We start from the raw sequence: 13009 nt of genomic DNA, 5'->3' as shown, positions 1-13009 counted from the left end.
CGCCACAATTTACTTTGACTGAAGCATTGCCACCTCTAACTGCTCTAAAGTCGCTCCTTTGGATTCTTTCGAAAATCCGACTTCAAACACAAGTGCGACAAATGCGACTGCAGCAATGACTGCGGTACCGTCTGATAATCCGCCGTTGCTTAAAATAATGGGCATGGCATAGGAACCGATGACACCTCCCAAGAGTCTGCCAATTGTTTCAACAGTCGCAGCCCCTGTAGTTCGCACATGCGTGGGATATTGCTCAGCGTATGACATCTTTAAAGCGGGGAAAGCGCCGGTCCCAAAAAACGACATAATACACGCATAAAGGACCATTGAAGACGGTGTGGATGCAAGTCCGAAAAACAAAGAAGCAATTCCAGCAATCCCCATGAACAGTACGTACACGACCTTGCGGCCTAGACGTTCAGCAAAATAGCCATTCAGGATTTTTCCTGGAATGGCAGCCCCCGTTACAATTGCCGTAAAGATAAGTGAGTGAGCGAAAGAAAACCCGTGGGATCTGAAAATGGTGGGCATGTACGTCATGACGATATAGAACATAAAAAAGGTACCTGTTGCAGCAATGGACCGAGAGATGGTTCGGGTAATGAAGGGTCGGGTCCATGGTGTCCGAACGCTGACCTTTGGAACCGTCCCTGCAGAGGTCTGGCGCTCTAACTCCGGGTCAGGCAGCTGTCGTTGCGTCAATCGCTCGATAGAACGTTCAATTTGCGAGAGTGTTCTTTCCGCTTGCTCCGTGCGTCCCTTCTTGGCAAGCCACCTGGGAGATTCCGGCAGCCATCGCTGAATAACAAAGGCATAGAACAACGGTGCAGCTGACACTACAAAGAAAATTCTCCAACCGATAGAGAAATTAAAATGTGGGAGTATCATCATACCGAGCAGCGGCGCTATAAAATAGCCAACGGACAGAAAGGCGTCCATCATCCCGTTGAACAGTGTCCGCTGTCGGCTGTTGACAAATTCACTCACAATAGCATATGGAAGCGGAAATACAGCGCCCATGCCAAGTCCGGACAGAAATCTGAGAAGTAAAAGGACTTGATAATTCGGGCTGAAAGCACAAGCAAGCGTCAACAAGCTGTATTCGACAATTCCAAAAACCAGCAGTCTCTTGCGTCCATATTTATCCGAGAGGAATCCAGCAGGAATTAGTCCCAAGACAATCCCAAAAGTGGACGCCGCAGTGAGGAGTCCTACGTTGCTTGGCGTCAAGTGCATGACTTCTTTAATAGGATTGAGTGCAACTCCAAGCACGCCAATATCAAGCGACTCAATAAACCAGGCGAAACCTGCCAAAAACACAATGTGCCAAGTGATACGAGTTACAGGTAATCGTTCCATGCGACCGGACACGTTCAATGGCTTGAAGGAGCTGCTAACTGAGGAACCGCTTCCTGACTGAAACATGGGTCCATCTCCTTAGAAAATGTTGTAACTGAGAGCAGCGAGACTTTTGTTGGCGGTGATAGATTTTTAAAGCAAATTCAGTGTATTGCATTTCTTCATCCGGAATATGGAGAAAGTATGGTGATTTGTTAGAGAAAACATGGAAGAAATGTGGAGAAAACCGTGTGACAGATGTGACATGCGGACGGTGTGCTCGCTTGTAAGTACGGATTCTGCTACCCTTGTGACAGGAACCTGGCTTCACCGTTTGAACTGATAATTGCGAAACTTTTGAATTTACTCCATGGTCAAGTGCATGCATCTCGAAACTGGAAGACGGTTAGTTGAACGAGTTGGGAGTGGGAGATTCATGAATACTCGTTATACGATGTGCCCGATGAATTGTCACCCGACCTATTGCGGTATGAAGGTTAGCGTAGATGAAACTGGGGAAGTTCATATCATTTCGAATCGTGATCATCCAGAAAGTAAGGGGTTCCTTTGTCAACGTGGAAGGAATGTTCATGAAATCATCGATCATCCACGAAGGATTCTCCATCCATTGCAAAGAAACAGCCGCGAGTCAGCATGGGTTCAGTCAAATTGGGATACCATTATGGAACGCCTTGGGGAGAATCTGAGACGACCGGAACGAAGTGCGATTTGGATGGGGCACGGTGCAGTTGTTTCTGATGTGAATCGCCCGTTGCTGTTCCATTTCGCGGATACCCTTGGGATAAAGATTTGGAATCCTGCCGTAGTGTGTTGGGGTGCCGGGGCGTACGGACTGGCAGCCACTGGTGTTGTAGAAACGAACACAAAGGAAGATGTAGCGGCAAATGCGGAGTTTATCTTGATGTGGGGTTGGAACGTAGCCAGCCAGCCTACGTCGGCACCTTTTGTTGTCCAGGCAAAGAAACGGGGCGCACAGGTGACAGCTGTTGATTGCAGGCGGTCAGAAGTCCAACAAATTGCAGATGAAGTCCTGCTTGTGAAGCCGGATTCTGATGCGGCTTTAGCCCTTTCAATGGCACATGTCATCATTCGAGAAGGGTATCTGAACCGTGAATTCATCAAGAAACACACAGTTGGATTTGACGAGTTTGCAGAATCTATAGAATCTTATTCTCCTGCTTGGGCATCCAAGGTTACGGGTTTGTCGGAAAGACAAATTGTTGAATTAGCAAAGCAATATGCCTTGTCACCGGCATCTATCATATTCATGGGCGCAAGTTCCATGTTTAAGGGCCAAAATGGTTGGCTTGCCAGCAGGGCCATTGCATGTTTACCGGCTTTAACCGGACATGTAGGAAAACCAGGTGCCGGATTCGGTCCTAGGCATCGAGGGTTTGTCAAAGCCCTTGACTACGCGGGATTGGGTCCTGTCCCGCCATCAAGAGAAAGTCTGCCCTCGCATATGGAGAACATGCTAAGAGTCCTTCAAAGCGGCGAAATAGATACGCTGTTTCTGTTTGGTACCAATTTTCTGTCTTCCTTTGCAGATGCCCGGCGTGTAGAAGCCGCACTCACCCACGTAAAATGTATAGTCGCTCATGATATTGTTATGAGTCGGACCATGAAACAAGTTGCGGACATCGTATTGCCTGGGACAGTCTGGATTGAAGAGCTTGGTCTGAAGGCAACAGATACCTACGTGTATTTAATGGATAAGGTTCGGGAGCCTGTAGGACAGGCCCGTTCGATCGCCGATATTCTTTCTGAGCGCCTAGGTAACCCGCAAGCGTCCTTTCAGACTCAGAAAGACGTAGTCAATCAACTCTTGAAAGGTTTGGGTAAAGACATAACCGCAGATTCACTCCGTGAAAATGGTGGGAAATGGCCCCGACAAGCTGAATCTGTGGGGCATTCAAGTCTTCTATTTCATACACCTTCGCGCAAAATAGAGTTCGCGTCGGACTTGTTAGAATCCTTTGGCTTGGCCAGGCTTCCAGTTCCCCAGTTCCATCGCTCCCACAAGACAAATCAGGAGGAACGGTATCCTCTGAGTTTACGCACCGGACGTTCGGGGACGGCATTCCACTCCTTTTATGATGAAGGGAGGATGTTGGCGAAAGTGTATGAGCGGGAACGAACACCGGTTCTATGGCTGAACACCAATGATGCCAATGCGCGGCACATAGAAGATGGAATGGATGTCGAGATTTTCAACGAAAAATCTTCGTTTCAAGCAAAAGCATTTGTATCGAATTCCATTATTGAAGGAGCGGTTTGGATACGAGACGGCTGGTTTGGTATAAACCATTTAACCGACGGCATCTCGCCATTACCAGTCACAGCTTCCGAAGGCTTATTACCGATTCAAATGCCTGGAGGTGTTAAACGAATTCCTGGTGGTCAATCATCGTATGTTGCGAAGGTTGATGTACGGCTGAGCGCACCCTGGACAGTGATGAAATGATCTCGTTATCGCTGTGCGGTTTGGTGACTGTCGCCGTTGCCCGAACCCCCGCGCGAAATATCAGATTGTTTCGTGAAAATGGTTGACATAGAGTCTAAGTAAATGTACATTAACAACCAAGCGCTTGTTTTTTGGAGGCGTCAATAGCATAGAGGGGTTAACTGTGAATAAAAACCGACCAAAAGAAGAACTTTTTCAAGTAGCTGGAAGGCTCTTTAGTCAAAAGGGCTATCACGGGACAACGATTCGAGAAATTGCTTCAGCCCATGGCATCCTGTCAGGGAGTCTCTACGCACACATCTCTTCAAAGGAAGATTTGCTCTTTTACCTTGTAGACGACGGGGCCGAAACGTTCCTGAGCGCTTTGAAACCAATTCTTCGACAAGAAGGGGATGCTCTCACCAAAATACGCGATGGGCTCGCTGCACATATTCGGGTGGTCACTACTCAAATGGACATTGCAAAGGTCTTTCTTCACGACTGGACCGCACTGCGGGAAGAGCGGAGAAAGTTGATACAGGAAAAGCGCGATGTCTATGAAAACCTATGGAGTACGCTGCTGAACGAAGGAATAGAACAGATGCGCATTGCGACTGAGGACGCAAAATACCTTCGAATACTGTTGCTTTCAGCAGGAAATTGGGTTTATGAGTGGTACAGTCCGGAGGGTGAACTGAGTCCCGAAGAGATTGCAGACAAGTTCATTCAAATTGTGTTTCACGGTGTAGCTGTCTCAAAGGAAAAACTACCTAGGCTCGAGCAATGAATGTGAGTCGGGCTAGACGAAACACTGTTCACATAAGTCTGTCGGAGATTTGAACTATTTTGAACTAACCTACAATGAGAGGGGCTGCTGTAGTGTACAAACTCGTAGCGCTGTACCGTCAGCCAGAAGACAAGAAGGCATTTGACGAACACTATGAAAGCGTTCACACACCGTTGGTAAAAAAGATACCTGGGCTGGTGAAACTGGAAGTTACAAAAATCGACGGGGATGCAATGGGAAAGGCCTCAAAATTCTATCTCCTTGCAGAGATGTATTTTGAGGATGAAGAGAGTTTTCAGAAGGCTATGACTTCGCCGGAAAACCGCGCTACGGGAAAAGACTTGATGAGTTTCGCAGGAGACATTGTGCAACTCATGACTGGTGAAGCCTCTGTGGAGTGATGAAAGCCAAGGGTCTGTTCGAAGTCGATGATGGCGCGACCAACAACTGCCAGGTCAAGGGAGTGAGAGTCAAATGAGTGACACGTATCGCCAATTCATACACCGCATTGAGAATGGTGAAAAGGTTGAATCAACGGACTGGATGCCGGAGGATTACCGCAAACTCCTTCTCAAACAAATCCATATGCACGGTATCAGTGAAATTATGGGAGCGTATCCAGAAAAGGAATGGGTACCCAAAGCACCTACTCTGCGCCGAAAGCTGGCTCTCATTGCAAAGGTTCAGGACGAAATCGGACATGGTCAATTGTTACTGAGAGTAGCCGAAGACTTAGCGGTTCCCCTCGGCAAACGACGCGAAGAATTGATTACAGATGTCTTTATGAACCGGGTCAAATTTCACAATGTGTTTCACATGGAGGCGCCTACTTGGGCTGATGCGGGCATTATTGGCTTTCTTGTTGACGGAGGAGCCATCATTACCCAAGCTTCTTTACTCGACACTTCGTACGCCCCCTATGCACGGGTACTGCAAAGGATCTGCGCAGAAGAGAGTTTTCATATGCAGCACGGCGAATCTGTAGTCCTGGCTTTGGCCGAAGGTACGGATGAACAGCGGGAGATGCTGCAACAAGCCATCAATCGTTGGTGGTCCGCTATGATGTTCTTCTTCGGTCCTACGCAAATGTCCGAAGCTGCACAGAAGATGATGGAATATAGAATTCGAACGAAAACAAACGAGGAACTGCGACAGAAGTTCATCAATCGCTATGTTCCCAGGGTATGGGCATTAGGTATGACACTGCCTGATGAGCGATTGAAACAAAATCCGGTAACAAATCTATGGAGTTACACGGAACCCGATTGGGAGTGGTTTGGCCACATGGTTCGAACCAATTCAGGACCTAAGTCTCAGGAGCGAATTGCCTTGCGCCGTGAAGCTCATGAGGGGCAAGCGTGGGTCAGAAAGGCAATGGTAGAGGCCACTATTGTTCGCAGCAGCTAACTATGCGGTTGTATGACAATGCACGATGAGCCGTCAGTGGGACGGAATCAAGGTCTGACAAGGAGGAATAGGGCAGATGTCAACAGCACAAGACTCTGTTCACTACGATGCTTATGAAGTTTTCATCCAGCGCCACGTCCTCGCGCACCACGAACACATCGGAAGTCTGGTGGCGCCGTCTCCTGACATGGCGTTGCAAGTGGCCAGAGAAAACTTTCTTCGGAGAGATGAAGCTGTAAGTATATGGGTTGTAAGACAGGACGATGTCCACGCCAGTGCCTCCGAAGACAGAGACATTCTTGCAAACAAAGTTCTTGACAAAAGTTATCGAGAAGTAGCCGGTTATTCGGAGAATGCACAGAAATGGAAGTCCTTTAAGCAGAGGGCTATCACCGTTGACGATCTCGTTGACGACATGAAGACCAATTCCTGACACAGCTACTGTACGTTGGCTTAACCCTGCGGTACGTGATGAGAAAAGATGTGTTGGTTGAATTGAGGAAGTTGGTTGAATTGAGGAAGTCTGAAAAATAGAGGAAGTTGGAAAATAGAGGTGTTTCAAAAGGAGGGAGACGAATTGAGAGATTCAACTGAGGTGTCCGTGGCAAGCGACGGTAAAGTTGCGCCGGATTACAAACATGCACTGACTGCGCTCCTGTTGCAGATGGGGGATGATGAACTTATATTTGGGCATCGCTGTTCAGAGTGGCTCGGTCTTGCGCCAGACTTGGAAGAAGACATTGCATTCAGCTCGATGGCTCAAGATGAAATTGGGCACGCATCACTGTTCTACAGCATAGCTGAATCCCTGTCCGGGACCAGTGCTGACAGGTATGCGTTTTCGCGCGGCAAAAACAGTCGCTTAAATGCAATGATGTTGGAAACAAAAAACGGAGATTGGGCGGACACAATTGTTCGGTCCTACCTATACAACGCATTTGAACAGGTGCGGTTAAAGGAGTGTCTAAAGTCTAATTTTGTTTCGCTGCAGCAGGCAGCGGCTAAGATTCTGCGTGAAGAACGCTATCATCTGCTGCACATGGAAACGTGGTTTGAAAAACTTGCCAGGTCACAAGGAGAAGCCCGCCAGAGGCTTCTGCGTGCGCTGCAAGACATTTGGCCAAACATTAGTGACCTGTTTGACTTGGGTGTTCATGCCGACAGCCTTGTCCGTCACGGGATTATCTCAAACACAAGCCTAGGCATTTACAGCCAATGGGAATCGATTGTAAGACCGGTATTTGCCAAGGCTGCAATTGACTGGCCGGGGAAACCTGTTCAATTTTCACAGAGCGGAAGGGTCGGTCAACATACATCGGCCATGGACGAGATCTTGCTGACAATGACTGAGGTTCTAAGTCTTGATGCACAAGCCGTTTGGTGAATCTTGTGAGTGAGGAGTGTCACAATTGATGTCGACATTCAAAGCAACAAGCGACATGACGCGAAAACAGAAGCCAATAGTCAACGAGTCTGATGGTGAGACTTCCGACCGAAACACGGCCGATAAAGCCTTCGAGGTACGGGTGGCCCTGAGAGAGGTGAAGGACCCTGAAATTCCGACGCTGAGTCTAGAAGACCTTGGTATGGTATACGACATCATCGTGGACCATCAAACTGTTCATGTTCAGTTGCTTCCTACCTTTGTTGGATGCCCTGCCCAAGAATTTATTCGCAACCAAGTCTTAAAACGACTAGATGAGATAGATGGTGTGAATCATGCGGATGTCACATTTGTGATGGACGTCCCTTGGACATCAGAGCGCATCACGGAAACAGGGAGGGCAAAACTGGAGGAGTTTGGCATCGCTCCGCCGCCTGCCCGCTTTGCTCCCGACTACAAGCCGCAATGCCCATATTGCGAGGCGCACAACAGCGATGTCGTCAGCTTGTTTGGGCCGACAGCCTGCAGAGCAGTCTACTACTGTAAGAACTGCAAGCAACCTTTTGAAGGGATGAAATTTGTTTAGTCTATCTTGGAAAACAACAGAAGTCGTAACCTTGTGATACGAACTTAGGATGAGGGAGGAAGACAATGTACCAGCCCGGTATAGAGGCCATGGATAGAAGGTCACTGGAACGATTGCAACTGGACCGCCTTGGAGAGACATTGGTACGGGTATATGAGCGAGTCCCCTTCTACCGCCAGGCATTTGACAAAGCAAACGTCAAGCCGGAAGACATTCGTAGTCTGGACGACATTCGCAGACTTCCATTTACAAAGAAAGCAGATTTACGTGATAACTATCCTTTTGGTCTATTTGCCGTAGACAGGAGAGAAGCAGTACGTCTTCACGCTTCTTCAGGAACTAAAGGTAAGCCTACGGTAGTCGGTTACACGAGACGGGATATCGCCAATTGGTCAGACATTGTTGCGCGAGCTATCGTCACCGCTGGAGGCAGACCTGAAGATGTGTTCCACAATGCTTACGGCTACGGTTTGTTTACAGGAGGACTCGGATTACACTACGGTGCCGAACAATTGGGTATGACACTGGTTCCGGTCTCCGGTGGCAACACACCTAGGCAAGTAACACTCGTAGAGGACTTTAAGCCGCGGGGAATTGCAGGAACCCCTTCCTATGTGCTCAATCTCGCGGAGTATATGGAAGACCAAGGTAAGGATCCGCGGAAAACCAGCTTGGAGTACGGCATATTTGGGGCAGAACCTTGGTCTGAAGAGATGCGGCAGACCTTGGAGGAAAAGCTTGGGCTGTCAGCAGTGGACATCTATGGTCTATCGGAAGTGATGGGACCAGGTGTGTCCATCGAGTGTGCAGCGCAGCAAGACGGACTTCACGTTGCAGAAGACCATTTTTATGTGGAGGTGATAAATCCGGTCACGCTTCAACCGGTTCCCGCAGGAGAGACCGGTGAACTCGTCTTTACGTCCCTTACAAAAGAAGCGTTTCCCATCATTCGTTACCGGACGGGCGACATGGCATTTCTGTATCCTGAGCCTTGTGAGTGCGGCCGAACGCATACCCGCATGTCTCGGATTAAGGGCCGACTGGACGACATGGTAATTGTCCGGGGTGTCAACGTCTTTCCATCAGAAATTGAATCAGTTCTCATGAGTCATCCCAACCTGTCGCCGTATTACCAAGTGCATATTCACCGCGTTGGTACAATGGATCAAATCAGCGTTGTTGCTGAAGTCTCCGAAGCCTTTGTAGACACTGCCGGAGGCTTTAATATCGACTCCGATTTATTTCGACAAGTTAAGCACGAAGTCATGCACGAACTGCGCAATGCACTCTTGATATCCACCCGGGTTCATCTTACAGAACCAAGAAGCCTGCCGCGCAGCGAAGGAAAAGCAGTGCGGGTGATAGACCAACGAAATTTGTACCAAGGAGAGACAGCAAAAGACAGGGTGTAATCATAATCAGCTTGAAAGCGCTTCACACCACAATGACTCAACACTACAATCCACAGAAGGGGAGTTTTGCAAGAAATGGAGACATCGAAAAAATACCTGCTTCTCATTAACGGAGAACACACAGAAAGTGTTGGCGATGACTGGTTCAATACCTACAACCCCGCTACAGGAGAAATCATAGGGGAGGTTGCAAAGGCAAATCGGACGGACGTTGACAACGCTGTGGCAGCGGCAAGGGCAGCACTGGAAGGTAAGTGGGGACGCACACCGGCCGCAAAACGCTCCCGAATCTTAAATAAAATCGCAGGTATTTTGCGCAAACGCTTTGACGAGTTGTGTGAGCTTGAGGTCATCAACAGCGGCAAGTCACTGGCCAATGCCCAGGGACAAGTGATGCAGGCAGTTGAGGACTTTGAACTGTACGCTGCAGCGGCGTTGGCGCACGAAGGCAAGACGAAACCCGTTCCAAACGGCTTTTTGAATTACACGACGAAGGAGCCCGTTGGCGTCTGTGCGCAAATTGTTCCGTGGAATTATCCATTTATGATGGCGGCATGGAAATTGGCGCCAGCTCTGGCGGCAGGATGTACGATTGTCTTGAAGCCTGCCAGCTTGACACCCGTCACTGCACTGGTATTGGCTGATATCTGTGAAGAGGCAGGGGTGCCGCCGGGTGTGGTGAATGTGATTACGGGTAGTGGAGCAGATGTGGGCGCCTACTTAGTGGAGCACCCTGGCGTTGATAAGGTGGCCTTTACGGGGGAAACGACGACGGGCAAAGATATTATGGCGCGAGCTTCTCAAACCTTAAAGCGGGTCACGTTGGAACTCGGGGGAAAGTCCCCAAACATTGTCTTCTCTGACGCCGATTTTGACGCGGCCATCGACGGTGCTTTGTTCGGAATCTACTACAACACGGGTCAGTCCTGTGAAGCACGGTCACGTTTGATTGTACAGGAAGATATTTACGAAGAGTTTATCCAAGCTTTTACGGAGAAAACAAAAAAACTTGTCATGGGAGATCCTCTGGATAAAGAAACACACATCGGCGCCATCATTTCTGAAAATCAAGTAGAAGTGATTGACGGGTATGTGCAGTCTGCCGTCAGAGAAGGGGCTCGTATTGTCTACGGCGGTGCTCGCCCGCAGGGTGATGCCTACAGACACGGTCATTGGTATCTGCCAACGGTGATTGCGGATGTTTCCAACGACATGAAGGTGGCGCAGGAGGAGATCTTCGGACCAGTCGTTGTGATTAGCAAATTTAAAGATGAAAAAGAAGCCGTCCAATTGGCCAACGATACGGTGTACGGACTCGCGGCTTCTCTGTGGACAAACCACTTTGCCAGAGCGCATCGAGTGGCGGGAAAGCTTAAAGCCGGCATTGTTATGATAAACAATCCCTTCTCCGCGTTTCCCGGTCTGCCGTTCGGGGGCTATAAGCAGTCCGGGTTTGGCAGGGAATTAGCCATGGAGTCGCTCGATTTGTACTCGGAAACGAAAAGTGTTTTGGCGTATATCGGAGGAAAACCTCTAAATCCATTTGGCGTATAGAGTCCCATCTACGCGTCTTGGGTCAATTGTCATAGTCAATCATCTTGGTCAATCGTGTTGGTCAATCGTCCTGGTCAAGAATTCAAATTTATCGATGATGGAGGCATGAGTCTATGGCCATGGAAATTGAAAGAAACAAACAGAAAGAGACAGAGGCATCTACAAACGGTATTTTTGCACAAATGGAGAAATACGGACATGAGCAAGTTATCTTTAACTACGACAAGGCCACGGGCCTAAAGTCCATCGTGGCAATCCATGATACCACCCTTGGTCCGGCCTTGGGAGGGTGCCGTATGTGGCCATACGAAACAGAACAAGAGGCACTACAGGACGTTTTGCGCTTGTCCCGGGGCATGACCTACAAGTGTGCTGTGTCGGGAGAGTCGTTTGGAGGCGGAAAATCCGTCATCTGGGCTGACCCTCACAAGGACAAGAGCGACGAATTATTCCAGGCATTCGGGTCTTATATAGAGACGATGAAAGGCCGGTTTTACACTGGCACGGATGTCGGGACCGTTTCCATGGACTTTGTATCCGCGAGGAAACAAACACAGTACCTTGTGGGTTTGCCTGAAGAATACGGCGGAAGCGGGAATTCCGCAATTATTACGGCTTACGGGGTTCATAAGGGAATGAAGGCCACAGCAAAAGAAGCTTTTGGAGACGAGAGCTTGTCCGGTAAAAAAATCGCGGTTCAGGGGTTGGGTAAAGTTGGGAAACGGCTTCTGGACCACCTTTTTGAAGAAGGAGCTATTGTCACTGCAACGGATATTTTTGACGACAACATCCGGATGGCAAAAATGGCGCATCCAGATTTGAAGATTGTACCTCCAGAAGAGATCTACGGTGTTGAGTGCGACATCTTCTCACCAAACGCGCTTGGGGCCGTATTGAACGATAACACCATTCCCCGGTTGACCTGCAAGGTGATATGTGGTGCTGCCAACAACGTTCTCGAAGACAAGCGGCATGGACGAATGCTGTTTGAACAGGGCATCTTGTATGCCCCGGATTATGTCGTGAACGCTGGGGGGTTGATTGAAGTAGCCGAGGAGTTGCACGGCTTCAACAAAGAGCGGGCGTTTAGCAAAGCCGAGCAGATCTACGATACGTTGTTGCAGATCTACAGCTATTCAAGAGACAAAGGCATCCCCACCAGTGAAGCTGCAGACGAGCTTGTGGAGCGCAAACTCGATGTAATTAGCAGAATTCAAAGCAAGTACATGTGCTAAGGGTATTTAATCACCAGGCATTAAATAGCCTCCGCTTAATGCTAGCGTGTTAATTTACATTAAGCTAGACTCATAGAATCTAGATACGTAAGAGCGAGAATCATAGAATCAAAACACTTTGATCTAGACAGATAGAGGGATCGCGGTTATCCGCGGGTCCCTCTATGGCGTTTCGGTGGCTGTGACGGTTGCTCAAATGGCAGTCAGTGTTTCAGTGTCGTACATGAAGAGGAAGACTAGCCTCCGTAGTACATACCCGTTTCCTGGAGTGTCAAGGGTTTTCCTTCGCGGTTGACACCGGCGTCAATGACCTCGCCTATGTAGATTACGTGATCACCTTCGCTGTACTCATGCACGACTTTACATTCGAACCAAGATAAGGCGTCGCTCAGAATCGGACTTCCCGTCGTGTGCGTGGAAAATTCAATATCCCCAAACTTATTCCCAACCCTCGACATTGGTTTGAAAAATGCGGTTGCCAGGTCTTGCTGCCCGGTTTCCAATACATTAACCGAAAATACGCCGCTCTCATGGATACCTTCACTGGAATTGGTGCCCTTTTTCACACCGATTGCGACAAGCGGCGGCGTAAATGAGGTTTGTGTGACCCAATTGCCGGTAAAGGCGTTCACGTCGTCACCGACTTTTGTTCCGATGACATACAGTCCATAAGAGATGCCTCGAAGAGCTGTCTTTTTTGCTTGATTATCCATATCAACCGTCTCCCTTTTCAGTTTTGGTTTCTTCAGGAAGGCTCGTTTGCAAATTGACAAGCCCTTTCTCATTTTATAGCGAAATCATTTTTGGGCACAAATTTGTCTTGCTCTCATTACAGCGAAATA

Annotated in this window: 12 protein-coding genes; 10 read left to right on the top strand and 2 right to left on the bottom strand. The window is 48.6% G+C overall.

Going from position 1 to position 13009, the window contains the following annotated elements; all coding sequences use genetic code 11:
• Positions 1-9: 9 nt before the first annotated feature.
• Positions 10-1425, bottom strand: a complete 1416-nt coding sequence (locus GI364_RS12630; protein WP_198849653.1) for an MFS transporter — start codon at positions 1423-1425, stop codon at positions 10-12.
• A 349-nt stretch (positions 1426-1774) separates the two neighbouring features.
• On the opposite strand from GI364_RS12630, the gene GI364_RS12625 reads away from it, so the two are divergent.
• The 10 genes from GI364_RS12625 to GI364_RS12580 all read left to right on the top strand — a co-directional run bounded on the left by GI364_RS12625 (position 1775) and on the right by GI364_RS12580 (position 12167).
• Positions 1775-3823, top strand: coding sequence for a molybdopterin-containing oxidoreductase family protein (locus GI364_RS12625; protein WP_198849652.1), 2049 nt, complete (start codon positions 1775-1777; stop codon positions 3821-3823).
• A 163-nt stretch (positions 3824-3986) separates the two neighbouring features.
• Positions 3987-4589 carry a TetR/AcrR family transcriptional regulator gene (locus GI364_RS12620; protein WP_198849651.1) on the top strand — a complete coding sequence of 201 codons (603 nt, stop codon included), beginning with the start codon at positions 3987-3989 and terminating at the stop codon, positions 4587-4589.
• Between the two features lie 92 nt (positions 4590-4681).
• Positions 4682-4990, top strand: coding sequence for an EthD family reductase (locus GI364_RS12615; RefSeq protein WP_198849650.1), 309 nt, complete (start codon positions 4682-4684; stop codon positions 4988-4990).
• A gap of 73 nt (positions 4991-5063) precedes the next feature.
• Positions 5064-5996 (top strand): 1,2-phenylacetyl-CoA epoxidase subunit PaaA, encoded by a 933-nt coding sequence (gene paaA, locus GI364_RS12610; protein WP_198849649.1) that lies wholly within the window; start codon positions 5064-5066, stop codon positions 5994-5996.
• A 76-nt stretch (positions 5997-6072) separates the two neighbouring features.
• Positions 6073-6429: a 1,2-phenylacetyl-CoA epoxidase subunit PaaB gene (paaB, locus tag GI364_RS12605; RefSeq protein WP_198849648.1), complete on the top strand. Its 357-nt coding sequence runs from the start codon at positions 6073-6075 to the stop codon at positions 6427-6429.
• Between the two features lie 144 nt (positions 6430-6573).
• Positions 6574-7380 (top strand): 1,2-phenylacetyl-CoA epoxidase subunit PaaC, encoded by an 807-nt coding sequence (gene paaC, locus GI364_RS12600; RefSeq protein ID WP_233095770.1) that lies wholly within the window; start codon positions 6574-6576, stop codon positions 7378-7380.
• Positions 7381-7408: 28 nt separating this feature from the next.
• Positions 7409-7966, top strand: coding sequence for a 1,2-phenylacetyl-CoA epoxidase subunit PaaD (paaD, locus tag GI364_RS12595; protein WP_370541860.1), 558 nt, complete (start codon positions 7409-7411; stop codon positions 7964-7966).
• Between the two features lie 65 nt (positions 7967-8031).
• On the top strand, positions 8032-9378 hold the full coding sequence (locus GI364_RS12590; RefSeq protein WP_198849647.1) for a phenylacetate--CoA ligase family protein: 1347 nt from the start codon (positions 8032-8034) through the stop codon (positions 9376-9378).
• A gap of 75 nt (positions 9379-9453) precedes the next feature.
• A complete protein-coding gene (locus GI364_RS12585; protein ID WP_198849646.1) occupies positions 9454-10932 on the top strand; it encodes an aldehyde dehydrogenase family protein in 1479 nt (492 codons plus the stop codon).
• A gap of 113 nt (positions 10933-11045) precedes the next feature.
• Positions 11046-12167, top strand: a complete 1122-nt coding sequence (locus GI364_RS12580; RefSeq protein WP_198849645.1) for a Glu/Leu/Phe/Val dehydrogenase — start codon at positions 11046-11048, stop codon at positions 12165-12167.
• A gap of 236 nt (positions 12168-12403) precedes the next feature.
• Here the strand turns inward: GI364_RS12580 and GI364_RS12575 are convergent, their stop codons facing one another.
• Positions 12404-12880, bottom strand: a complete 477-nt coding sequence (locus GI364_RS12575) for a flavin reductase family protein (protein ID WP_198849644.1) — start codon at positions 12878-12880, stop codon at positions 12404-12406.
• Between the last annotated feature and the right edge of the window lie 129 nt (positions 12881-13009).

The organism is Alicyclobacillus sp. SO9 (assembly GCF_016406125.1).
GTDB lineage: Bacteria > Bacillota > Bacilli > Alicyclobacillales > Alicyclobacillaceae > SO9.
The sequence above is the reverse complement of the archived record's forward strand: the minus strand, read 5'-3'. Positions and strand labels throughout refer to the sequence as shown.